The organism is Mycobacterium tuberculosis H37Rv, from assembly GCF_000195955.2.
GTDB classification, from domain to species: Bacteria; Actinomycetota; Actinomycetes; order Mycobacteriales; family Mycobacteriaceae; genus Mycobacterium; species Mycobacterium tuberculosis.
This window is the reverse complement of sequence record NC_000962.3, coordinates 3,291,384-3,315,162: the sequence shown is the minus strand read 5'-3', so window position 1 is coordinate 3,315,162 and position 23,779 is coordinate 3,291,384. Positions and strand designations below refer to the sequence as shown.

Below are 23,779 nucleotides of genomic sequence, written 5' to 3'. Positions count from 1 at the left end.
AAACGTATCGCCGCCCCACTCTTGCCGAGGTTTTCCCCGAGTGCGCGTGTCGTGCGTGTACGCTACGGCGTCGAGGTGGGGCGGGCCACCGGTTGCTAGCGAGGTGAGAGGGGACGCGGCCATCAGCACGACACCGGACGCCGCACCTGGGCTTGCCGCACGCAGGCGCCGGATCCTTTTCGTCGCGGAAGCAGTGACCCTGGCTCACGTCGTCCGGCCATTCGCGCTTGCGCAGTCGCTGGACCCTAGTCGTTATGAAGTGCACTTCGCCTGCGACCCGCGCTACAACCAGCTTCTAGGTCCGCTCCCTTTCCGTCACCATGCGATTCACACCATCCCCAGCGAGCGGTTTTTCGGCAATCTGACTCAGGGTCGTTTCTATGCCATGCGGACGCTGCGGAAGTACGTTGAGGCGGACCTGCGGGTCCTGGATGAGATCGCGCCGGACCTCGTCGTCGGTGACCTTCGCATTTCACTGTCGGTCAGCGCCCGACTGGCCGGCATTCCTTACATCGCGATCGCGAATGCCTACTGGAGTCCGTACGCGCAGCGGCGTTTTCCGCTGCCCGACGTGATATGGACCCGCTTGTTCGGCGTCAGGTTGGTCAAGCTCCTCTACCGCCTGGAACGCCCTTTGCTCTTCGCCCTGCAGTGCATGCCGCTCAACTGGGTCCGCCGCAGGCACGGGCTGTCGAGTCTGGGGTGGAACCTGTGCCGCATTTTCACCGACGGGGACCACACCCTGTATGCTGACGTGCCCGAGCTGATGCCCACCTACGACTTGCCGGCCAACCACGAGTACCTTGGCCCGGTCCTGTGGTCGCCCGCCGGGAAGCCGCCGACATGGTGGGATTCGCTGCCAACCGACCGGCCGATCGTGTACGCAACCCTGGGCACGTCCGGCGGGAGAAATCTGTTGCAACTGGTGTTGAACGCGTTGGCTGAGTTGCCGGTGACGGTGATCGCGGCCACCGCGGGCCGCAGTGACCTGAAGACCGTGCCGGCCAACGCCTTCGTGGCGGACTACCTGCCGGGTGAGGCCGCTGCGGCTCGCTCGGCCGTGGTGGTCTGCAATGGCGGGAGTTTGACGACCCAGCAGGCCTTGGTGGCCGGGGTGCCGGTGATCGGGGTCGCGGGCAATCTCGATCAGCACTTGAATATGGAGGCCGTTGAGCGGGCCGGGGCGGGCGTGCTGCTGCGAACTGAGCGGCTGAAGAGTCAGCGGGTGGCAGGGGCCGTGATGCAGGTGATCAGTCGGTCCGAGTACCGACAAGCCGCCGCGCGACTCGCCGATGCCTTCGGACGAGACCGCGTTGGATTCCCGCAGCATGTGGAGAATGCTCTGCGCCTCATGCCGGAGAACCGGCCCCGGACATGGTTGGCCAGCTAGTTACTTCGACCTGAAAAAGTGACGGCGACTAAGTGAGTCGTTTGTGGGCGAATGCCGCCGGACTGTTGGTGGGGCAGAGCTTCGTGCTCTGGGAGCCGGGTCATGCTGCGAGGCTGCTGATCTTGATGAGGTTGTGGGTGAGGATGCCGTGCCTGGTCCAGATCCGGGTTCCTTCGGTGCCGTCGATGCAGGAGCGGTTCCAACCGTAGTTTCGTTTGAGGGTGCTGATGCGGCCTTCGCTGCCGGTGCGCCACTTGACTGTTCGTCGGAACGATGGCCGTTGTTCTTCGGCGCGCCGGGCCTGGGAGGGTCTGCCTTTACGCGGTATCGCGACCGTACGTACACCGAGGTCGTGCAGGTCATCTTCGACGCGTTTCTCGCCGTAGCCGCGGTCGGCGGTGACGGTGCCGGGCGGGCGTCCGGCGCGTGTGGTGATCCGTTCGACCGCGGGCGCTAGCTGCGGCGCGTCATGCGGATTGCCGTGCTCCACGGTGTGATCCAGGACGATGCCATCGTCGTTGTCGACGATCTGGGGCTTGTGCCCGAACTCGACCGGCCCCGGCCTTCTGCCGTGGGGAGGAACGCCACGGCGGTAGTGTCACTACCCGTGGTTGCGCTGTCACCGCGAGCAGGACAAGCTGGCTACCTTTGGCAGTCCATAACCCGCGGTTTGAGGGTAACCCCAATCTGTTGCTACCATCCGCCGTGCGGTGGCGGTGTCCAGAAGATGCTCAGCCGCAAGCTGGGTCGCGTATGCCCGGCACCGAGCCCCAAGGATGCGGCGCGCGGAGCTCACAACGTGGGCGCGAACGCGGTCTAACGAATTGCCGCAGCCATGTATTGAGTCCGCTTCGACCTCATCAGTTCTCTTAAAGAGGCTTGCTAAATGACCAACATTCGACTGACTACGGTTTCGCAGTGAGGAGATGATGGAATGGGGCTAGTGTGGCGCAGTCGGACTAGTCTTGTAGGGCAACTGATCGGACTAGTCAGGTTAGTGGCGAGTTTTGCGGCCCAGTTATTCTACCGGCCGAGCGACGCAGTGGCGGAAGAATACCACAAGTGGTACTACGGCAACTTAGTGTGGACGAAGACCACTTATATGGGGATCAATTGCTGGAAATCCGTCAGCGATATGTGGAATTACCAGGAGATCCTGAGCGAGTTGCAACCATCCCTCGTCATCGAGTTCGGCACCCGCTACGGCGGCTCGGCGGTGTATTTTGCCAACATCATGAGGCAGATCGGCCAGCCATTCAAGGTACTTACCGTGGACAACTCACACAAAGCCCTCGATCCAAGAGCCCGGCGCGAACCAGATGTTTTGTTCGTTGAATCGTCATCCACCGACCCGGCGATTGCCGAACAAATTCAACGCCTCAAAAACGAATACCCTGGCAAGATCTTCGCCATCTTAGATAGCGACCACTCGATGAATCATGTGCTGGCCGAGATGAAATTACTACGGCCGCTACTCTCCGCCGGTGACTACCTAGTAGTCGAGGATTCCAACATCAACGGCCACCCAGTCCTGCCCGGGTTTGGGCCTGGACCCTATGAAGCGATCGAGGCATATGAGGATGAATTTCCAAACGATTACAAGCATGATGCGGAGCGGGAGAACAAATTCGGCTGGACTTCCGCGCCCAACGGATTTCTGATCCGCAACTAGCGGTCGGTGTGAGAAATAGCTCGACGCATTGCATTTTGGGGGATTGCATTTTTGGGAGGTTGCCTGCGGGTACGGGCTGCCTCGAGATTAGGGGGCGAGTATGGAGGAAACAAGCGTCGCCGGCGACCCGGGACCGGACGCTGGGACGAGCACGGCGCCCAACGCCGCACCGGAGCCTGTCGCTCGCAGGCAACGGATCCTGTTTGTAGGGGAGGCCGCGACCCTGGCCCACGTCGTCCGGCCGTTCGTGTTGGCGCGGTCGCTGGACCCGAGTCGTTATGAGGTCCACTTTGCCTGCGACCCGCGGTTCAATAAGCTTTTGGGCCCGCTCCCGTTCCCACATCACCCGATTCACACCGTCCCCAGCGAGGAGGTTCTCCTTAAAATCGCTCAGGGCCGCCTCTTCTACAACACGCGGACGTTGCGCAAATACATCGCGGCTGACAGGAAGATCCTGAACGAGATCGCACCGGACGTAGTCGTCGGTGACAACCGTCTTTCGCTCTCGGTCAGCGCCCGACTAGCCGGCATTCCGTACATCGCCATCGCGAACGCCTACTGGAGTCCTCAGGCCCGCCGTCGGTTTCCGCTGCCAGACGTGCCGTGGACCCGCTTCTTCGGGGTCAGGCCGGTCAGCATCCTGTACCGCCTGTACCGTCCGTTGATCTTTGCCCTCTATTGTCTCCCGCTCAACTGGCTCCGCCGGAAGCACGGGCTGTCGAGTCTGGGCTGGGATTTGTGCCGCATTTTCACCGACGGTGACTACACCCTGTATGCCGACGTACCCGAGCTGGTGCCGACATACAACCTGCCGGCCAACCATCGATATCTCGGACCCGTCCTGTGGTCGCCCGACGTAAAACCGCCGACTTGGTGGCACTCGCTGCCGACAGACCGGCCGATTATTTATGCGACCCTCGGCAGTTCCGGCGGAAAGAACCTGTTGCAGGTGGTTTTGAACGCCCTGGCCGATTTACCCGTCACGGTGATCGCGGCCACCGCTGGCCGGAACCACCTGAAGAACGTGCCGGCCAACGCCTTCGTCGCGGACTACCTGCCGGGCGAAGCGGCTGCAGCGCGCTCCGCCGTGGTGCTCTGCAACGGCGGCAGCCCGACGACGCAGCAGGCGTTGGCGGCCGGGGTGCCGGTGATCGGGCTCCCCAGCAACATGGACCAGCACTTGAACATGGAGGCCCTTGAGCGGGCCGGCGCCGGCGTTCTCCTGCGAACCGAGCGGCTCAACACTGAAGGCGTGGCGGCAGCCGTAAAGCAGGTGCTCAGTGGGGCCGAGTTCCGACAAGCCGCCCGGCGGCTTGCCGAAGCCTTCGGACCAGACTTTGCCGGATTCCCGCAGCACATCGAAAGTGCGCTGCGGCTCGTCTGCTAAAGGGTGCCCACGATATCGCCGGCTAGCCAACGGATGTCCGGTCGAGCACCTGATTCGGGAGCGTGTCGCAGTTCAAAACGCTGAAGTACCGCAACGACTCTCCTGAACGGTTCGATTCGATCGAACACGCCCGCACCTGGCCAGGCCACATGGGCGCGGCCATGGCCAACGCCTACTCGGCCAACCCGAATCCATTCGGCGTCTCACCGCAACCCCCGAAACCGGCGACCGCGGCATGGATCAACCCGCCCACCCCAGATCCGAAATAGCGTCCACATAATGAGACACTGGCGCAAAGAGCTTGACAGGCGCCGCACCACGCAAGCTGTTAGACGTGTCGGTCTTGCAAGAGGCGGGTTGGCCACCCAAGATCACGCCGCCCAAGGGCATCGAGTCAACGTTGCGGTGGTATCGCGCTAACGTCGGCGCCGCCAAGAAATGACGGTGCGCATTACCATGGCCCTGCTGATCACCTTTGGCCACCTGCGCACCAGAACTATGACCAGCCTTATGCCGAGTCTCGTGGACATCGGCAGCCGCTTCAAAAACTCCTTGTCGACGATCGTATTGCTGAGCCCGCCGAATTCGTTGTAGCTTGCAACGACCACGTGCATGTAGCGGGTGACGAGCGCTGGGTTGGAAAAGCAGCGAATATTGAAGTCCCAGTCGGCCAGGACCCGGTAGCGGAGGTTGTAGGGACCGATGGTGCCGAAGAGTCCGCGGCGGTAGAAGATCGCCTGATGGCAGATGTTGCGCTTGAACAACAGACGGTCGAGGTCGAAGGCGCCACCCCAGCGGAAATTGGTTGAGCGCATGATCACGTCGCCATATACCAGATCGCTGGGCTCGTGTTCGCCAATGAAGGCGGCCACCCGCGCCAGGGTGTCAGCCTCGTACAGGCTGTCGTCCGCGCCCAGAAAGAGCAACCACGTTCCGGTGGCCAGGTCCACGCCGCGGTTCATGGCGTCGTAGACGCCCTGGTCGGTGTCGCGATGAATGATCAACCGCTCGCCGAGGTTGGGGGCGAAAATGTTGGCGATGTCGAGGGTTTCGTCCGTCGAGCCGCCGTCGACCAGTACCAGCTCGAAGTCACCGCAGGTCTGACGGGCGATGCTGTCGAGGCAGGCAGGCAATACCGCAGCCACGTTCAAGGTGGGGATGATGATCGAAAACATTGGTGCGGCCATGGCGACTTTCTTTGTGTTAGCTGCGGTCAAGCCGGCGTATCGTTTCGTCTGCACCATCTTCGACCCAGGCGATCTGCGCGGACCTCTGGTGCCCGGTCTGGTGCCGGGCCTCGCGAAGCGATTCCAATCAATCGTCCTCGCGGAAAAAGATGCCGTCGGCCTGCAACATTCGACCATTATTTGCATCAATGAAACAAGGCAGCAATCCCGTCAACGTGAAGCCCAAGGAATACACGAGATCGAGGGCTTCAGGAATGAGCATGCCACCTTCGTACAACGGCAGGAAGGACAGTTCGAGTTGCATGCCGACGCAATGGTCATCTATGGTTGATTTGCCCCCGGCGAGCACCTGCTTTTCAAAGCCTTGAACGTCGACCTTGAGAAAAGCGACACCGTTCATGCCTAGAAATTCTGGCGCCACGGAATCAAGTCGATGTATGGACGCCTCTTGGGTACCGACATAGTTTGCCGGGGGAAAAGCGTTCTGATGACTTTTCAGCATGGGCAAGACGGAACTGCTCTGACCGGCGTTTCCTGCGATATTGATCGTAACCGTTCCATCAGAATCGCCCAACGCATGCTGCCGGCAATCCCAAAGTGGATCCGTTGACGCTTTGCTTTCCAAGATCGTAAACGGTCCGGATAGCGGTTCGAACGAGACAATGCGGCCCTTATATGCTGCTCGGCGGAGGCCGGCGGCGTATTGTCCTGAGTTGGCGCCGACATCGAAAACGACATCTACCCGACGCGATTTGAGTTGCTTCACAAACTGGTGCTTCAGGTCTCGCTCAGAATAGCGGCGCGAAACCTCGAAGGCGGCGCTACGCGCGATGAAACGAGCGAGTTTCAACGATTTCACTGTGCAACACTAACACGCTAAATACTCCGCCCCGGGGGATAGTTTGGGTCGCGCAACATTGCAGTGGGTCTGCGGACCCGAGGTTCGGTCACAACGCCAGGCGCTGCTGACGATTGGACCTGGTGCAGTTCCAAGATGTGCGCCTGATGCGGGTGGTAGTGTGCAGACGGCTTGGGCCGGCGAAGGGCCAGCGGCGTTGGCGCCCTTTGGATCTGGGCACCACTGGTTGTTTCGAGAACCTCGGAGCTCAACGGCCGACCTACCGGATGCGGGCGATCCGGATGTTAGAGTGCGCCATGCCAAACCGCCTCGTTCGAAGCCTGCAACGCTGGCGGCCGTTTGGCTTGCCCCCCCATCGGTGGCGGCTGGCCCCCTGGTATTGGCGCGGCCTCCAGGTCACCCTTGAGCCGGGGTCGGCCATCGCGTGGATCGTTCGGTTGACCGGCGGGTTCGAGGAGACCGAGATCGACATCGCGGCGGCGCTCTATTCCGCGCTCTACCCAGACCGCTGCATCCTCGACGTCGGAGCCAACGTCGGCATACACAGCCTGGCCTGGGCGAGGTTAGCCCCGGTGGTAGCCCTGGAGCCGGCGCCGGGCACCCATTCGCGGTTGGAGGCCAACGTGGCCGCCAACGGCCTGCAAGACCGCATCCGCACGCTGCGGACGGCCGCCGGGGACGCGGTCGGCGAGGTCGACTTTTTCGTGGCGGCCGACAGCGCCTTCAGTTCGCTAAACGACACGGGACGAATTCGGATTCGCGAGCGGACACGGGTGCCGTGTACCACGCTGGACGCGCTCGCCGCCGAGCTGCCCCTCCCGGTGGGTCTGCTGAAGATCGACGTTGAGGGCCTCGAGCGCGCGGTCATCGCGGGCGCCGCGGAGCTTCTGCGGCGCGATCGCCCGGTCCTGCTGGTGGAGATCTACGGGGGCGCCGCCTCTAATCCGGACCCGGAACGGACCATTGCGGACATCCGCGCGTACGGTTACGAACCGTTCGTCTACGCCGACGATGCGGGGCTGCAGCCCTACCAACGGCACCGCGACGACCGGTACTGCTACTTCTTTATTCCGAGCCGGAAGGGATAGCTGGCGCCGGCTGCCGCTCTCTACCTCGAGTGCTTGCCCCGGGCGTTTGCGCTGCTGGGTGGCGGTGGCGTCCAGGGCCAAGCGGGCGTGGGCTCGAGGAGGTCGATACGCTGGGGCCGCAGACGTGTCAGCAGCTCGATAGCCATCGGCGAGCGTTTCTCCTCGGCGAGGTGCGCTATCCTCGCCTGATGCGACTCCCCGGCATGTTGCGCCCGACTGCGGAACGGCATTTTCACAGCATCTTTTACCTTCGGCACAACGCCCGCCGTCAGGAGCACCTGGCCACGCTGGGGCTCGACCTCGGCAACAAGAGCGTGCTGGAGGTTGGTGCCGGGATCGGCGATCACACGCAGTTCTTCCTCGACCGCGGGTGCAAGGTGCTCTGCACCGAGCCCCGGGGGGAGAATCTGGATGTCATTCGCCAACGCTTCGGGTCCAATCCCAATGTCACAGTCGACCACCTAGATCTCGACGGCGATCTCCCAGCAGAAGCGCACCAATACGACGTGGTGTACTGCTATGGAGTGCTCTACCACCTCTCCCGTCCTGCCGAGGCGCTGGCGTGGATGTGTGACCGCGCAGTGGACCTTCTGCTGCTGGAGACATGCGTGAGCTATTCCGGCGAAGACGAGCCTTTTCTGGTTAGTGAGAGGGCTTCCTCGCCGAGCCAGGCGATAACCGGCACGGGGTGTCGGCCTTCGCGCGTGTGGGTGATGAACCGACTGAGGGAGAAGATGCCGCACGTATATGTGACCGCTACGCAGCCCCGGCACCGGCAGTTTCCACTGGATTGGCGGGCGAACGGACCGATAGCTTCCACAGGTTTGGCTCGTGCGGTGTTTGTCGCTTCGCGGGCTCCGCTGAACCTGCCGACCCTGGTCGAGGAGCTTCCGATGGTGCAGCGCCGGTGCTGAAGCCCACATGTGAACGTGGGTTGTCGTCAGGAGTTTGATTCTCGGCGGCAAAGGCCCAGATCTGGGAGAACAGGATTGGGCTAATGTGCCCATGGCATAGCTAATCTTGCTGGCGGCCGGGGTGGAGATGTTAGCTCAGCCTGGTCGTTCCCATGACCACGCCGGCGCCCGGGAGGCGCGCCAACAACGCATCGCCCATCGCCGCTGCGGGAGTGAGCACCCCCCGCAGCTCGGCGAGCCGATCGCGATCGAGCGCCAGCGCCAGACCACTCTGCGCGAGCAACACCGCGGTCGACTTGTACGCGTCGACGTTGTGCGCGAAAGTCGCCCTGTAGCGGGCACCGGTCGTCGTGGTGGTGTACGTCTCGAAGGTGTAATGGCCCCGCTCTTGCGTTTTCCGGCTCGGACCGGTGCCTGGCTTTGGCGTGACGCGCTCCACTAATCGTCGGGGTAGTCGGTCGAAATACTTATTCCCCAACCCGATGGTGCCCGCCACAGTGCCGGTGACGGCTGCGGCGAGAATCGGCGCCGCCATCGACTTTCCCAGACTCATTGTTTCCGAGTAGCGGAACCGCCGGCCATAAGCCCACTCCTGTAATGCGTTGCTACGCCGAACGATTCGAGTGTTAAACGGAGCCTGCACAAACCCGCCGGTCCAGAAGCCGGCAAGTTCGGGCGCCAGATCACGTCCTGGACGCCGAAGAAAATCCGGCTGCGCACCAAGTTCGGGTTCGGCGCCCCGGTCCGTGGTCAGCGTGTACGGGTCGGTGACGAGCCGACGGGCCTCGGGGTCGCTGGATGCCGTGCGCATTGCTTCGGAATACGTTGCTACCGAGCCGCCGGAGACCCAGCGTTGCGAGAATGAACGCAGCACGAGGTCGGTGTCACACAGTTCACCGGTGCCGTCCTCGACGGACCGACGGTACAGCTGATACACGTTCAAATCCGAAGGGATCGAATCGAATCCGCACGCCAGGATTATCCGGGCGCCCGTGTCGGCGGCTTGTTTGTGGTACAGATCGATGCTGTTTCGGCAGAACATCAACTCGCCAGTCAGGTCGGCATAGTCGGTTCCGGCCTTCGCGCAGGCCGCCACCAGCGGCAGGCCGTAACGCGTGTAGGGGCCGACCGTGGTCAGCACCACCTGGGCCCGCGCGGCCATCGCCTCGAGCGTCAAGGGTTGGGATGCGTCGGCGAGGATCAGCGGCCAGTCCGCTGCGTTCGGGCCCAACATCATCCGCACGCCCCGCAGCCGTTCGCTTGACCGACCGGCCAATGCGATCCGTGCTGTTGACCCGCTGTGAGCGAGGTGTTCGGCGGTCAGCTTGCCGGAGAAGCCGGTGGCGCCATATAGAACGATGTCGAACTCGCGCTCAGCTGGGCTCATCCGGGCGACATTACCCGAAACTGGCTCAGTCCTTGGTGAAGCAGTACATCCGGTACGAGAGTTCCCCGCCTTCCAGGTAGCGGGACAGCTGCGTGCCCTGCACACCGATGAATTCGCGGCCCGCGAAACGCAGGAAGGCCGGCAAATGGCGGTCGACCAGGTCCCGTGACTTCTGTGAATTGTTTCCGATGCCGCGCAGCACTTCGGCGTTGATTTGCCGCTGCGACAGTTGCCGCAGCGGGGTAGCAGCGAGGTCGGCCTCCCATGCGGCGATCTCATTGTTGGGGCGCAGGTCGGCGTATGGGAAGTACCCTCCTGGGCGCAGCACGCGAACCACCTCGGCGAGGAAACGCCGAAAGTGCGGGTAACAGTGCGAGGCTTCGACATTGAGCACAACATCGAAGGATTCGTCGTCGAAGGGCAGGTTTTCGGCGTCACCTCGCACGAAGTCCAAACCAGGCAGCCGGTGTCGTTTCTTGCACAACTTGATTCCCGCCTGGTTCAAGTCCAGGCCGGTGTAGGAGGCCGGGTGCAACGTGCGTGTGAGGTAAGAGGCTCCGCCGCCGTGTCCGCAACTGACCTCCAGCACCTGCTTGCCGCCCAGATCGACCTGGGTCGCGGTGCGGTGGTACAGGTTGATGTGGGCTCGGTTGGGCTCGTCGGATGCCTCCAGTGGCAGGTCCATCGGCGGATCTTCCTCATAGGCCCAGTTGATGAACACGATTTCGTCGTTACCGAGTCCGCGCGTCATCAACGGGTACCAGTACCGCCAAACTCTCTTGTAGGTCGAGGTACTGCCCGCGCGGGCGAGGAGGCTGTGGGTTCGACTGAAGGCCATGGGCAAGGAGTATGGCAGACAGTATGTACGAGCGATGCGTCAGAAGAGAAGTTGGCGCAACACCGAGCCCGCGGTCGATGCCATGACATCCGACCCCGGTGTTGCTCAACGCGCGACCGCGCGGACATGACTCGCTGAGGTAGCGTTCCTAGCCATGACGTTGGTCAACAGCGTAGTAGACAAGGGGTAGGCGTGGGCGGACTTCGTTTCGGTTTTGTTGATGCCCTCGTGCACTCGCGGTTGCCGCCGACCCTGCCGGCACGGTCTAGCATGGCGGCCGCCACCGTGATGGGCGCCGACTCGTATTGGGTCGGCGACCATCTGAATGCGCTGGTGCCGCGCTCGATTGCGACTTCCGAATATCTCGGAATTGCGGCGAAATTCGTGCCCAAGATCGATGCCAATTACGAACCGTGGACGATGCTTGGAAACCTCGCCTTCGGGTTGCCCAGCCGTCTGCGACTGGGCGTGTGCGTGACCGATGCAGGTCGGCGCAATCCAGCGGTCACAGCCCAGGCTGCCGCGACTTTGCACTTGCTTACCCGAGGCCGAGCCATATTGGGTATCGGTGTCGGGGAACGTGAAGGCAACGAGCCCTACGGTGTGGAGTGGACCAAACCGGTGGCGCGGTTCGAAGAAGCCCTGGCCACCATTCGCGCGTTGTGGAATTCAAACGGGGAGCTTATCTCACGTGAATCGCCATACTTTCCGTTACATAACGCCTTGTTCGACCTTCCGCCATACCGTGGGAAATGGCCCGAAATCTGGGTCGCGGCCCACGGGCCGCGGATGTTACGGGCCACCGGACGTTACGCCGATGCCTGGATTCCCATTGTTGTGGTTCGTCCCAGCGACTACAGTCGCGCACTCGAAGCGGTGCGCAGCGCGGCGTCCGATGCCGGACGCGACCCAATGTCGATTACTCCGGCGGCGGTGCGCGGCATCATCACTGGACGGAATCGCGACGACGTGGAAGAGGCGCTGGAATCTGTCGTTGTGAAGATGACCGCGCTCGGGGTACCTGGGGAAGCCTGGGCGCGTCACGGCGTCGAGCATCCAATGGGAGCCGACTTCTCCGGTGTGCAGGACATCATCCCGCAAACCATGGACAAACAGACGGTTTTGTCCTACGCGGCCAAGGTCCCGGCTGCGCTTATGAAAGAAGTCGTCTTCAGTGGAACCCCTGACGAAGTCATCGATCAAGTAGCGGAATGGCGAGATCACGGGCTGCGCTACGTTGTGCTGATCAACGGCAGTTTGGTTAACCCCAGCCTGCGCAAGACGGTGACGGCTGTCCTGCCGCACGCCAAGGTTTTGCGCGGGCTCAAGAAGCTATGATTTGCGCCACTCTCGCGAAGATGGGGTAAGCCGGCCCAGCGGCTGGCGTGCCAATCGCGGCGTGCGGCAGGCGATTTCGGCGTGTCGAGCTTGGAACTCGATGTGAATTTCCCAGAGTGCCCACAGGTCAGCCGTGCGCACGTTCAGCTGACTTGAGGTCAGGCCATTGATCAGCGGTTACTCGGTTCGGCCTCGCCGCAACGGGCTTGCCGTGATTCGTGTTGGTGGGGGCACGGTGTACCGGCGGGATCAGTCGGTTGCGGTCTCTGAACTGTGACCTGTGGGGTCTGACAGCGCTCTGCGGGTGCCACCCGTCGCGACCGGATCGAACGAATCGCACGGCGCTGGCGAATTCGCTCCGGCACGATCAGCAGGTCGACATCGAAGACGGTGCTCATTAGGCTTAGCGAAGCCAGCCCGACGGTGTGTTTCGCGAATGGGGCTGCAGCCAGCGCTGACGCCGCGGCTGACGATTCCGTCAATCCCATTAGGCCCTCGGGTGTGGCCCGTACCTGCTATGGTCGTGAGACCTTAACGAATCGCGTCGCGAGCCCGGGCAAGGTACAGACGCTATGCGCCGACTCGGATTCGTATGAAAGCGGCAGCGCAGCCGTCTGCTCTCTGCCGTCCATAGCTGAAGGAAGACCATGAAAACCAACTCGTCATTTCATGCCGCGGGCGAGGTGGCGACACAACCGGCATGGGGCACCGGTGAGCAAGCGGCACAACCGCTGAACGGGAGCACATCGCGATTCGCTATGAGCGAGTCGTCGCTCGCTGATCTCCTACAGAAGGCGGCGAGCCAGTACCCCAATCGCGCGGCGTACAAGTTCATTGACTATGACACGGATCCGGCTGGCTTCACCGAAACCGTGACGTGGTGGCAAGTCCACCGGCGAGCGATGATCGTGGCAGAGGAGCTCTGGATATACGCGTCAAGCGGTGATCGGGTCGCGATATTGGCCCCGCAGGGCCTTGAATACATCATCGCCTTTATGGGTGTGCTGCAGGCTGGTCTCATTGCGGTTCCTCTTCCGGTGCCACAATTCGGCATTCACGACGAACGAATATCTTCGGCATTACGAGACTCTGCGCCGTCCATTATTCTTACGACCTCGTCGGTTATTGACGAGGTCACGACATATGCGCCACATGCGTGCGCCGCACAGGGCCAGTCCGCGCCCATCGTCGTGGCTGTGGACGCTCTGGACTTGAGCTCATCCAGAGCGCTCGATCCGACTCGGTTCGAGCGTCCGAGCACAGCATATCTACAGTACACATCCGGTTCGACCCGCGCGCCGGCCGGTGTTGTCCTCTCGCACAAGAATGTCATCACCAACTGCGTACAGCTAATGTCCGATTACATCGGGGATTCGGAAAAGGTTCCGTCAACTCCCGTATCGTGGCTGCCGTTCTATCACGACATGGGGTTGATGCTGGGCATCATTCTCCCGATGATCAATCAAGACACCGCGGTGTTGATGAGTCCCATGGCATTCTTGCAGCGGCCGGCCCGTTGGATGCAATTATTAGCCAAACACCGCGCACAGATTTCCAGCGCACCGAATTTCGGTTTCGAATTGGCGGTACGCAGAACATCCGACGACGATATGGCTGGACTTGACCTCGGGCATGTGCGGACGATCGTCACCGGCGCCGAACGAGTAAACGTCGCGACGCTGCGGCGCTTCACCGAGCGGTTCGCCCCGTTCAACCTCAGCGAGACGGCAATCCGGCCGTCATATGGGCTCGCGGAGGCGACGGTGTACGTGGCGACCGCCGGACCGGGACGCGCGCCGAAGAGTGTTTGCTTTGACTACCAGCAGCTGTCGGTCGGTCAGGCGAAGCGTGCCGAGAACGGCAGCGAGGGAGCCAACCTGGTGAGTTATGGAGCTCCCCGGGCGTCAACCGTGCGGATCGTCGACCCCGAAACCAGGATGGAGAATCCCGCGGGGACGGTTGGCGAAATCTGGGTGCAGGGAGACAACGTCGGCTTGGGCTACTGGCGCAACCCGCAGCAGACGGAGGCGACGTTCCGCGCGCGGCTCGTCACTCCCTCGCCCGGGACTTCGGAAGGTCCGTGGCTGCGGACCGGAGACCTCGGCGTCATTTTCGAGGGCGAACTGTTCATCACGGGTCGCATCAAGGAGCTGTTGGTGGTGGATGGGGCCAACCACTATCCGGAAGACATCGAGGCGACGATCCAGGAAATCACCGGCGGCCGGGTTGTGGCGATTGCGGTGCCCGATGACCGTACTGAAAAGCTGGTAACCATTATCGAACTCATGAAGCGGGGTCGCACAGATGAGGAGGAAAAGAATCGACTCCGCACCGTCAAACGTGAAGTCGCCTCCGCGATATCCAGGTCACATCGTCTGCGCGTCGCGGATGTCGTTATGGTGGCGCCGGGTTCTATTCCGGTCACCACCAGCGGTAAGGTTCGGCGTTCGGCCAGCGTTGAGCGTTACCTACATCACGAATTCAGCCGCCTAGATGCTATGGCATAACAGCGCATGTATGTGGGGGAAGAATATGACCGAGTGTTTTCTATCTGATCAAGAGATCCGAAAGCTCAATCGTGACCTTCGAATACTGATAGCAGCTAATGGCACCCTCACTAGGGTTCTCAACATTGTCGCTGACGATGAGGTGATCGTGCAAATCGTCAAGCAGCGGATTCACGATGTTTCACCGAAGCTATCCGAATTCGAGCAGCTAGGGCAGGTGGGGGTCGGCCGTGTTCTGCAGCGGTACATCATACTTAAAGGTCGGAACTCGGAACACTTATTTGTAGCCGCGGAGTCGTTGATTGCGATTGATCGGTTGCCGGCTGCAATTATAACAAGGTTGACGCAGACAAACGATCCTCTCGGCGAGGTTATGGCAGCCAGCCACATCGAGACCTTCAAGGAAGAGGCTAAAGTCTGGGTCGGAGATTTGCCAGGTTGGCTCGCGCTCCACGGGTATCAGAATTCCCGAAAGAGAGCCGTTGCCCGCCGTTATCGCGTTATTTCCGGAGGCCAGCCGATCATGGTGGTGACGGAGCACTTTCTACGAAGCGTATTTCGAGATGCTCCGCATGAAGAACCTGATCGCTGGCAGTTTTCAAATGCCATCACTCTGGCGCGCTAGGGCGGTCATCCAATAAATGCGGAATGGGAATCTAGCGGGGCTCCTGGCTGAGCAGGCATCGGAGGCGGGATGGTACGACCGGCCGGCCTTCTATGCGGCCGATGTGGTGACTCATGGTCAAATCCACGACGGTGCCGCACGTCTTGGGGAAGTGCTGAGAAACCGCGGACTATCCAGTGGTGATCGGGTTCTGTTGTGCCTGCCGGATTCGCCCGACCTGGTGCAGCTATTGCTGGCGTGCCTGGCTCGTGGGGTTATGGCGTTTCTAGCGAATCCGGAGCTGCATCGCGACGACCACGCGTTGGCCGCACGCAACACGGAACCGGCGCTTGTCGTCACCTCGGATGCGCTGCGCGATCGGTTTCAGCCGTCGCGGGTGGCCGAAGCCGCGGAACTCATGTCCGAGGCGGCTCGAGTCGCGCCTGGAGGCTACGAACCGATGGGTGGTGACGCACTCGCATACGCTACGTATACGTCTGGTACCACGGGTCCGCCGAAGGCGGCGATTCATCGGCACGCCGACCCGTTGACGTTCGTGGACGCTATGTGTCGTAAAGCCTTGCGGCTCACTCCTGAAGATACTGGGCTATGTAGTGCACGCATGTATTTTGCTTACGGCCTAGGAAATTCGGTCTGGTTTCCACTCGCGACAGGTGGTTCCGCGGTCATCAATTCGGCGCCGGTAACTCCAGAAGCAGCGGCCATTCTAAGCGCGCGATTTGGGCCATCGGTGCTCTACGGTGTGCCAAATTTCTTTGCCAGAGTCATCGACTCATGTTCTCCTGATTCCTTCCGTTCGCTTCGATGTGTGGTGTCAGCCGGGGAGGCCCTTGAGCTGGGTCTTGCCGAGCGGCTCATGGAATTCTTTGGCGGCATCCCCATTCTGGACGGTATTGGATCTACGGAGGTCGGGCAGACGTTCGTATCGAATCGGGTTGACGAATGGCGCCTGGGGACGCTGGGAAGGGTGCTGCCGCCCTACGAGATTCGTGTTGTAGCGCCGGATGGAACAACTGCCGGGCCTGGGGTTGAGGGCGACCTATGGGTCCGCGGACCGGCGATCGCTAAGGGCTATTGGAATCGGCCTGATTCCCCCGTCGCGAATGAGGGTTGGCTCGACACGCGGGACAGGGTGTGTATCGACAGCGACGGGTGGGTTACCTACCGCTGCCGCGCCGACGACACCGAGGTTATCGGAGGGGTCAACGTTGATCCGCGTGAGGTCGAGCGACTCATCATCGAGGACGAAGCCGTGGCTGAGGCCGCGGTTGTCGCGGTAAGGGAGTCCACGGGCGCGTCGACACTGCAGGCTTTTCTGGTTGCGACCAGCGGTGCCACCATCGATGGGTCGGTCATGCGAGACCTTCACCGCGGATTGCTCAACCGATTGTCTGCGTTCAAGGTGCCGCATAGGTTTGCCGTTGTTGATCGACTCCCTCGAACCCCGAACGGGAAATTGGTGCGTGGCGCCCTGCGCAAGCAGAGTCCAACCAAACCGATTTGGGAACTCTCGTTGACTGAACCTGGGTCCGGCGTGCGGGCGCAGCGTGATGACCTGTCGGCGTCCAACATGACGATCGCCGGAGGAAACGACGGCGGGGCGACTCTTCGCGAGCGGTTGGTCGCTTTGCGGCAAGAACGTCAGCGGCTGGTGGTGGATGCCGTATGCGCCGAGGCCGCGAAGATGTTAGGTGAGCCAGATCCTTGGTCGGTCGATCAGGATCTCGCCTTCTCGGAGCTGGGTTTTGACTCGCAAATGACAGTCACGCTGTGCAAGCGATTGGCGGCAGTTACCGGCCTGCGGTTACCCGAGACGGTTGGGTGGGACTACGGGTCGATATCGGGATTAGCCCAGTATTTGGAGGCCGAACTGGCCGGCGGGCATGGTCGATTGAAATCAGCCGGTCCGGTGAATAGCGGCGCGACGGGTCTTTGGGCAATCGAAGAGCAGTTGAACAAGGTCGAAGAGCTGGTGGCCGTCATCGCCGACGGCGAGAAGCAGCGGGTGGCCGACCGTTTGCGTGCCCTGCTGGGCACCATCGCCGGCAGCGAGGCGGGCCTGGGCAAGCTGATCCAGGCTGCTTCGACTCCTGACGAAATTTTCCAGCTAATCGATTCCGAACTTGGGAAGTGATAGAGGAGCAACGGACGATGAGCGTTGAAGGTGCCGACCAGCAGAGCGAAAAGCTTTTTCACTACCTAAAGAAGGTTGCTGTCGAGCTCGATGAGACACGCGCTCGGCTGCGTGAATATGAGCAACGCGCGACAGAACCGGTGGCGGTGGTGGGAATCGGCTGCCGATTTCCGGGCGGCGTGGATGGCCCGGACGGACTCTGGGATGTCGTTTCGGCGGGGCGCGACGTGGTGTCGGAGTTTCCGACCGATCGGGGCTGGGATGTTGAGGGGCTATACGATCCGGATCCCGACGCTGAGGGCAAAACCTACACGCGATGGGGGGCATTTCTAGACGACGCCACCGGCTTTGACGCCGGGTTCTTCGGCATCGCTCCTAGTGAAGTGTTGGCGATGGATCCTCAGCAGCGGTTGATGCTGGAGGTTTCGTGGGAGGCGTTGGAGCACGCGGGGATTGACCCGTTGTCGTTGCGTGGTTCGGCGACCGGGGTGTACACCGGCATTTTCGCGGCGAGTTACGGCAATAGGGATACCGGGGGGCTGCAAGGGTACGGGTTGACCGGCACGTCAATCAGCGTGGCCTCGGGACGTGTGTCGTACGTATTGGGGCTGCAGGGCCCGGCGGTGTCAGTGGATACCGCTTGTTCGTCGTCGTTGGTGGCGATCCATTGGGCGATGTCGTCATTGCGCTCCGGGGAGTGTGATTTGGCGTTGGCCGGTGGGGTGACGGTGATGGGGCTGCCGTCGATTTTTGTGGGGTTTTCCCGGCAGCGGGGGTTGGCTGCCGATGGGCGATGTAAGGCGTTTGCGGCCGCGGCCGACGGCACCGGGTGGGGCGAGGGCGCCGGGGTGGTTGTGCTGGAGCGGCTATCGGACGCCCGGCGGTTGGGGCATTCGGTGCTGGCGGTGGTGCGGGGGAGCGCGGTCAACCAGGATGGTGCGTCCAATGGGCTGACCGCGCCCAATGGGCTCGCCCAGCAGCGAGTGATCCAGGTGGCGTTGGCCAACGCCGGGTTGTCCGCCGCAGACGTAGACGTGGTGGAGGCACACGGGACCGCCACCACGTTGGGTGATCCCATCGAAGCGCAGGCATTGCTGTCCACCTACGGGCAGGGAGGTCCAGCGGAGCAGCCGCTGTGGGTGGGCTCAATCAAGTCGAACATGGGCCACACCCAGGCCGCCGCGGGGGTCGCCGGGGTGATCAAGATGGTGCAGGCGATGCGTCATGGGGTGATGCCGGCGACGTTGCATGTGGATGAGCCTTCCCCGCGGGTGGATTGGACCAGCGGCGCGGTGTCGGTGTTGACCGAGGCCAGGGAGTGGTCGGTTGACGGGCGTCCGCGCCGGGCGGCGGTGTCCTCCTTTGGGATCAGCGGCACCAACGCGCATCTGATCTTGGAAGAGGCCCCCGTACCAGCCCCCGCAGAGGCGCCGGTTGAGGCGAGCGAAAGCACCGGGGGCCGCGGCCGTCGATGGTGCCGTGGGTGATTTCGGCGAGATCGGCTGAGGCGTTGACGGCGCAGGCGGGTCGACTTATGGCCCACGTGCAGGCCAACCCAGGGCTGGATCCGATCGATGTGGGGTGCTCGTTGGCCAGTCGCTCGGTGTTTGAGCACCGAGCGGTGGTGGTCGGCGCAAGCCGTGAGCAACTGATTGCCGGGCTGGCTGGGCTCGCGGCGGGCGAGCCGGGTGCCGGCGTGGCGGTCGGTCAGCCAGGGTCGGTGGGCAAGACGGTGGTCGTGTTTCCTGGGCAGGGCGCGCAGCGCATCGGGATGGGCCGCGAGTTGTACGGCGAGTTGCCCGTGTTTGCGCAGGCATTCGATGCGGTGGCCGACGAGTTGGACCGGCATCTGCGGTTGCCGCTGCGCGACGTTATTTGGGGTGCCGATGCGGATTTGCTTGACAGCACCGAATTTGCTCAGCCCGCGTTGTTCGCGGTGGAGGTGGCATCGTTCGCGGTGTTGCGGGATTGGGGTGTGCTTCCGGACTTCGTCATGGGTCACTCCGTTGGAGAGCTGGCGGCGGCGCACGCGGCCGGTGTGTTGACGTTGGCGGACGCGGCGATGCTGGTGGTGGCGCGGGGCCGGTTGATGCAGGCGCTGCCGGCAGGCGGTGCGATGGTGGCGGTGGCTGCCAGTGAGGACGAGGTGGAGCCGCTGCTGGGTGAGGGTGTGGGGATCGCTGCGATCAACGCGCCCGAATCGGTGGTGATCTCCGGTGCGCAGGCCGCGGCAAATGCGATTGCGGATCGGTTCGCCGCGCAGGGTCGGCGGGTGCACCAGTTGGCGGTCTCGCATGCGTTTCATTCGCCGTTGATGGAGCCGATGCTCGAGGAGTTCGCGCGTGTCGCGGCCCGGGTGCAGGCACGCGAGCCCCAGCTTGGGCTGGTGTCGAACGTGACGGGCGAGTTGGCCGGCCCTGATTTCGGGTCGGCGCAGTACTGGGTGGACCACGTTCGTCGGCCGGTGCGCTTCGCGGACAGTGCGCGTCATTTGCAGACCCTTGGGGCGACCCACTTCATCGAGGCCGGCCCGGGAAGTGGTTTGACTGGCTCGATCGAGCAGTCCTTGGCCCCGGCTGAGGCGATGGTGGTGTCGATGCTGGGCAAAGACCGGCCCGAGCTGGCCTCGGCGCTCGGTGCTGCCGGTCAGGTGTTCACCACCGGTGTGCCGGTGCAGTGGTCGGCGGTGTTCGCCGGCTCGGGTGGACGGCGGGTGCAGCTGCCCACGTATGCGTTTCAGCGACGGCGGTTTTGGGAGACGCCGGGCGCGGATGGGCCCGCCGATGCGGCCGGGTTGGGTCTGGGCGCGACCGAGCATGCCTTGTTGGGTGCGGTGGTCGAGCGGCCCGATTCTGACGAGGTGGTGCTGACCGGCCGGTTGTCGCTTGCGGATCAGCCGTGGCTGGCCGACCACGTGGTGAACGGGGTGGTGCTGTTCCCCGGGGCGGGTTTTGTGGAGTTGGTGATCCGCGCCGGTGATGAGGTCGGGTGCGCGCTCATCGAAGAGTTGGTGCTGGCCGCACCGTTGGTGATGCACCCGGGTGTCGGGGTTCAGGTGCAGGTGGTCGTCGGGGCTGCCGATGAATCCGGGCACCGTGCGGTGTCGGTGTATTCCCGCGGTGATCAATCCCAGGGTTGGTTGCTGAACGCCGAAGGCATGCTGGGGGTGGCTGCCGCTGAGACGCCGATGGATTTGTCCGTGTGGCCGCCCGAGGGCGCGGAGAGTGTGGATATCTCGGACGGCTATGCGCAGTTGGCCGAGCGCGGTTATGCCTACGGCCCCGCGTTTCAGGGTCTGGTGGCGATCTGGCGGCGGGGGTCGGAGCTGTTCGCCGAAGTTGTAGCCCCCGGCGAGGCCGGCGTGGCCGTCGACCGAATGGGGATGCATCCGGCGGTGTTGGACGCGGTGCTGCATGCCCTCGGGCTGGCCGTCGAGAAGACCCAGGCGAGCACCGAGACGAGACTGCCGTTTTGCTGGCGTGGGGTGTCGCTGCATGCCGGCGGCGCTGGACGGGTGCGGGCCCGCTTCGCGTCCGCGGGCGCGGATGCGATTTCCGTGGACGTCTGCGACGCCACTGGGCTGCCGGTGTTGACGGTGCGCTCGCTGGTTACTCGCCCGATAACCGCAGAACAGCTGCGCGCCGCCGTGACCGCGGCCGGCGGTGCGTCCGATCAGGGGCCGCTGGAAGTGGTGTGGTCGCCGATCTCGGTGGTCAGCGGCGGCGCTAACGGGTCCGCCCCACCTGCCCCGGTGTCTTGGGCGGACTTTTGCGCCGGCAGTGATGGTGACGCCAGTGTCGTGGTGTGGGAACTCGAGTCTGCCGGTGGCCAAGCATCCTCGGTGGTGGGCTCGGTGTATGCGGCCACCCACACCGCCCTGGAGGTGTTGCAGTCCTGGCTCGGCGCGGATCGGGCGGCCACGTTGGTGGTGTTGACCCATGGTGGCGTGGGGCTGGCTGGCGAGGACATCAGCGACCTGGCCGCCGCCGCGGTGTGGGGCATGGCGCGTTCCGCGCAGGCCGAAAATCCCGGCCGGATCGTGTTGATCGACACCGATGCGGCGGTGGATGCCTCGGTGCTAGCCGGCGTCGGGGAACCCCAGCTGCTGGTGCGCGGCGGCACTGTGCACGCCCCCCGGCTGTCCCCGGCCCCGGCGTTGCTAGCGTTACCGGCGGCAGAGTCGGCGTGGCGATTGGCCGCCGGTGGTGGCGGGACCCTGGAGGATTTGGTGATCCAGCCCTGCCCGGAGGTACAGGCACCGCTACAGGCGGGGCAGGTGCGCGTGGCGGTGGCGGCCGTCGGGGTCAACTTCCGCGATGTGGTGGCCGCCCTAGGGATGTATCCCGGCCAGGCCCCACCGCTGGGTGCCGAAGGCGCCGGGGTGGTGCTTGAGACCGGTCCCGAAGTGACCGATCTTGCCGTCGGTGACGCCGTGATGGGATTCCTGGGCGGGGCCGGTCCGCTGGCGGTGGTGGATCAGCAACTGGTTACCCGGGTGCCGCAAGGCTGGTCGTTTGCTCAGGCAGCCGCTGTGCCGGTGGTGTTCTTGACGGCCTGGTACGGGTTGGCCGATTTAGCCGAGATCAAGGCGGGCGAATCGGTGCTGATCCATGCCGGTACCGGCGGTGTGGGCATGGCGGCTGTGCAGCTGGCTCGCCAGTGGGGCGTGGAGGTTTTCGTCACCGCCAGCCGTGGCAAGTGGGACACGCTGCGCGCCATGGGGTTTGACGACGACCATATCGGCGATTCCCGCACATGCGAGTTCGAGGAGAAGTTCCTGGCGGTCACCGAGGGCCGCGGGGTTGATGTGGTGCTCGACTCGCTGGCCGGTGAGTTCGTGGATGCGTCGCTGCGCTTACTGGTCCGCGGTGGGCGTTTCCTCGAGATGGGCAAGACGGATATCCGCGATGCGCAGGAGATCGCCGCTAATTATCCCGGCGTGCAGTATCGGGCGTTCGACCTGTCGGAGGCCGGCCCGGCACGCATGCAGGAGATGTTGGCCGAGGTGCGGGAGCTGTTCGACACCCGGGAGCTGCACCGGCTACCGGTCACCACGTGGGATGTGCGCTGCGCCCCGGCGGCCTTCCGGTTCATGAGCCAGGCCCGCCATATCGGCAAGGTTGTCTTAACCATGCCCTCGGCGTTGGCCGACCGGCTTGCCGACGGCACGGTGGTGATCACCGGTGCCACCGGGGCGGTTGGTGGGGTGTTGGCCCGCCACCTGGTTGGCGCCTATGGGGTGCGTCATCTGGTGTTGGCCAGTCGGCGGGGCGATCGCGCGGAGGGAGCGGCCGAATTGGCCGCCGACTTGACGGAGGCCGGCGCCAAGGTGCAGGTGGTGGCCTGTGACGTGGCCGATCGCGCTGCGGTAGCGGGGTTGTTTGCCCAGCTGTCGCGGGAGTACCCGCCGGTGCGCGGGGTGATTCATGCCGCCGGCGTGCTCGATGACGCAGTGATCACCTCGTTGACACCGGACCGCATCGATACGGTGTTGCGGGCCAAGGTGGACGCGGCGTGGAACCTGCACCAGGCCACCAGTGACCTGGATTTGTCGATGTTTGCGCTGTGCTCATCGATCGCGGCCACGGTCGGCTCGCCGGGGCAGGGCAACTACTCGGCGGCAAACGCGTTTCTGGACGGGTTGGCCGCTCACCGGCAGGCCGCAGGGTTGGCCGGGATATCACTGGCGTGGGGTTTGTGGGAACAGCCTGGCGGCATGACCGCGCATTTGAGCAGCCGAGATCTGGCCCGCATGAGCCGCAGCGGGCTGGCTCCGATGAGCCCTGCCGAAGCGGTGGAATTGTTTGACGCTGCGCTGGCCATCGATCACCCTCTGGCGGTGGCCACGCTCTTGGACCGGGCTGCACTAGACGCCCGGGCCCAGGCCGGTGCGTTGCCGGCGCTGTTCAGCGGGCTCGCGCGCCGCCCACGCCGACGCCAAATCGACGACACCGGTGACGCCACCTCGTCGAAGTCGGCGCTGGCTCAACGCCTACACGGGCTGGCCGCGGACGAACAACTCGAGCTGCTAGTGGGGCTGGTGTGTCTGCAGGCAGCGGCAGTGCTGGGTAGGCCCTCCGCCGAGGACGTCGACCCCGACACCGAATTCGGCGACCTCGGTTTCGACTCATTAACGGCTGTGGAGTTACGCAACCGCCTCAAAACCGCCACCGGACTGACGCTGCCACCTACCGTGATTTTCGATCATCCCACTCCCACTGCGGTCGCCGAGTATGTCGCCCAGCAAATGTCTGGCAGCCGCCCAACGGAATCCGGTGATCCGACGTCGCAGGTTGTCGAACCCGCCGCCGCGGAAGTATCGGTCCATGCCTAGCCCGGCGACGGCGAGCGCCGGAATGGCGCGAGTGAGGAGGCGGGCAATTTGGCGGGGCCCGGCGACGGCGAGCGCCGGAATGGCGCGAGTGAGGAGGCGGGCAGTCATGCCCAGCGTGA

At 63.4% G+C, this 23,779-nt stretch carries 17 protein-coding genes; 12 read left to right on the top strand and 5 right to left on the bottom strand.

Features of this window, described 5'->3' with window-relative positions; translation table 11 throughout:
* Positions 1-40 precede the first annotated feature (40 nt).
* The gene (locus Rv2962c; RefSeq protein NP_217478.1) at positions 41-1,390 is read left to right on the top strand and encodes a PGL/p-HBAD biosynthesis rhamnosyltransferase; all 1,350 of its coding nucleotides are present in this window, start codon (positions 41-43) and stop codon (positions 1,388-1,390) included.
* Positions 1,391-1,490: 100 nt separating this feature from the next.
* Here the strand turns inward: Rv2962c and Rv2961 are convergent, their stop codons facing one another.
* Positions 1,491-1,880, bottom strand: a complete 390-nt coding sequence (locus Rv2961) for a transposase (RefSeq protein ID NP_217477.1) — start codon at positions 1,878-1,880, stop codon at positions 1,491-1,493.
* 81 nt (positions 1,881-1,961) lie between these two features.
* On the opposite strand from Rv2961, the gene Rv2960c reads away from it, so the two are divergent.
* The 3 genes from Rv2960c to Rv2958c all read left to right on the top strand — a co-directional run bounded on the left by Rv2960c (position 1,962) and on the right by Rv2958c (position 4,449).
* The gene (locus Rv2960c; RefSeq protein NP_217476.1) at positions 1,962-2,210 is read left to right on the top strand and encodes a hypothetical protein; all 249 of its coding nucleotides are present in this window, start codon (positions 1,962-1,964) and stop codon (positions 2,208-2,210) included.
* 114 nt (positions 2,211-2,324) lie between these two features.
* Positions 2,325-3,062: a rhamnosyl O-methyltransferase gene (locus tag Rv2959c; RefSeq protein ID NP_217475.1), complete on the top strand. Its 738-nt coding sequence runs from the start codon at positions 2,325-2,327 to the stop codon at positions 3,060-3,062.
* Between the two features lie 100 nt (positions 3,063-3,162).
* On the top strand, positions 3,163-4,449 hold the full coding sequence (locus Rv2958c) for a PGL/p-HBAD biosynthesis glycosyltransferase (RefSeq protein NP_217474.1): 1,287 nt from the start codon (positions 3,163-3,165) through the stop codon (positions 4,447-4,449).
* Between the two features lie 416 nt (positions 4,450-4,865).
* Here the strand turns inward: Rv2958c and Rv2957 are convergent, their stop codons facing one another.
* Together Rv2957 and Rv2956 are read right to left on the bottom strand one after the other, a co-directional pair.
* Positions 4,866-5,693, bottom strand: a complete 828-nt coding sequence (locus tag Rv2957) for a PGL/p-HBAD biosynthesis glycosyltransferase (RefSeq protein ID NP_217473.1) — start codon at positions 5,691-5,693, stop codon at positions 4,866-4,868.
* Positions 5,694-5,763: 70 nt separating this feature from the next.
* A complete protein-coding gene (locus Rv2956) occupies positions 5,764-6,495 on the bottom strand; it encodes a hypothetical protein (protein NP_217472.1) in 732 nt (243 codons plus the stop codon).
* A 122-nt stretch (positions 6,496-6,617) separates the two neighbouring features.
* On the opposite strand from Rv2956, the gene Rv2955c reads away from it, so the two are divergent.
* Together Rv2955c and Rv2954c are read left to right on the top strand one after the other, a co-directional pair.
* Positions 6,618-7,583 (top strand): hypothetical protein, encoded by a 966-nt coding sequence (locus Rv2955c; RefSeq protein NP_217471.1) that lies wholly within the window; start codon positions 6,618-6,620, stop codon positions 7,581-7,583.
* Positions 7,584-7,771: 188 nt separating this feature from the next.
* On the top strand, positions 7,772-8,497 hold the full coding sequence (locus tag Rv2954c) for a hypothetical protein (protein NP_217470.1): 726 nt from the start codon (positions 7,772-7,774) through the stop codon (positions 8,495-8,497).
* A 130-nt stretch (positions 8,498-8,627) separates the two neighbouring features.
* Here Rv2954c and Rv2953 read toward each other — a convergent pair whose 3' ends face one another.
* Both Rv2953 and Rv2952 read right to left on the bottom strand, forming a co-directional pair.
* The gene (locus Rv2953; RefSeq protein NP_217469.1) at positions 8,628-9,884 is read right to left on the bottom strand and encodes a trans-acting enoyl reductase; all 1,257 of its coding nucleotides are present in this window, start codon (positions 9,882-9,884) and stop codon (positions 8,628-8,630) included.
* Positions 9,885-9,909: 25 nt separating this feature from the next.
* Complete coding sequence (locus Rv2952; protein NP_217468.1) at positions 9,910-10,722, bottom strand: phthiotriol/phenolphthiotriol dimycocerosates methyltransferase; 813 nt, start codon at positions 10,720-10,722, stop codon at positions 9,910-9,912.
* A 192-nt stretch (positions 10,723-10,914) separates the two neighbouring features.
* Here Rv2952 and Rv2951c point away from each other — a divergent pair, with 192 nt between their 5' ends.
* The 6 genes from Rv2951c (at position 10,915) to pks1 (ending at position 23,660) form a co-directional block, all read left to right on the top strand.
* Positions 10,915-12,060: a phthiodiolone/phenolphthiodiolone dimycocerosates ketoreductase gene (locus Rv2951c; protein ID NP_217467.1), complete on the top strand. Its 1,146-nt coding sequence runs from the start codon at positions 10,915-10,917 to the stop codon at positions 12,058-12,060.
* Positions 12,061-12,707: 647 nt separating this feature from the next.
* Positions 12,708-14,567 carry a long-chain-fatty-acid--AMP ligase FadD29 gene (gene fadD29, locus Rv2950c; protein ID NP_217466.3) on the top strand — a complete coding sequence of 620 codons (1,860 nt, stop codon included), beginning with the start codon at positions 12,708-12,710 and terminating at the stop codon, positions 14,565-14,567.
* A 25-nt stretch (positions 14,568-14,592) separates the two neighbouring features.
* Positions 14,593-15,192 (top strand): chorismate pyruvate-lyase, encoded by a 600-nt coding sequence (locus Rv2949c; protein ID NP_217465.1) that lies wholly within the window; start codon positions 14,593-14,595, stop codon positions 15,190-15,192.
* 16 nt (positions 15,193-15,208) lie between these two features.
* On the top strand, positions 15,209-17,326 hold the full coding sequence (gene fadD22, locus Rv2948c; protein NP_217464.1) for a p-hydroxybenzoyl--AMP ligase: 2,118 nt from the start codon (positions 15,209-15,211) through the stop codon (positions 17,324-17,326).
* A complete protein-coding gene (pks15, locus tag Rv2947c) occupies positions 17,323-18,813 on the top strand; it encodes a polyketide synthase (RefSeq protein ID NP_217463.1) in 1,491 nt (496 codons plus the stop codon). The genes fadD22 and pks15 overlap by 4 nt, the downstream gene beginning before the upstream one ends.
* Positions 18,810-23,660 (top strand): polyketide synthase, encoded by a 4,851-nt coding sequence (gene pks1 / locus Rv2946c; RefSeq protein NP_217462.1) that lies wholly within the window; start codon positions 18,810-18,812, stop codon positions 23,658-23,660. Before pks15 ends, pks1 begins: the two co-directional genes overlap by 4 nt.
* The last annotated feature ends 119 nt before the right edge of the window (positions 23,661-23,779 follow it).

What these genes read in the sequence shown, in the direction of transcription:
- Rv2953 (NP_217469.1), bottom strand. Translation starts at nt 9,884, where the DNA reads ATGAGCCCAGCTGAGCGCGAGTTCGACATCGTTCTATATGGCGCCACC.
- Rv2954c (NP_217470.1), top strand. Translation starts at nt 7,772, where the DNA reads ATGCGACTCCCCGGCATGTTGCGCCCGACTGCGGAACGGCATTTTCAC.
- Rv2952 (NP_217468.1), bottom strand. Translation starts at nt 10,722, where the DNA reads ATGGCCTTCAGTCGAACCCACAGCCTCCTCGCCCGCGCGGGCAGTACC.
- fadD29 (NP_217466.3), top strand. Translation starts at nt 12,708, where the DNA reads ATGAAAACCAACTCGTCATTTCATGCCGCGGGCGAGGTGGCGACACAA.
- Rv2959c (NP_217475.1), top strand. Translation starts at nt 2,325, where the DNA reads ATGGGGCTAGTGTGGCGCAGTCGGACTAGTCTTGTAGGGCAACTGATC.
- Rv2958c (NP_217474.1), top strand. Translation starts at nt 3,163, where the DNA reads ATGGAGGAAACAAGCGTCGCCGGCGACCCGGGACCGGACGCTGGGACG.
- Rv2949c (NP_217465.1), top strand. Translation starts at nt 14,593, where the DNA reads ATGACCGAGTGTTTTCTATCTGATCAAGAGATCCGAAAGCTCAATCGT.
- Rv2957 (NP_217473.1), bottom strand. Translation starts at nt 5,693, where the DNA reads ATGGTGCAGACGAAACGATACGCCGGCTTGACCGCAGCTAACACAAAG.
- fadD22 (NP_217464.1), top strand. Translation starts at nt 15,209, where the DNA reads ATGCGGAATGGGAATCTAGCGGGGCTCCTGGCTGAGCAGGCATCGGAG.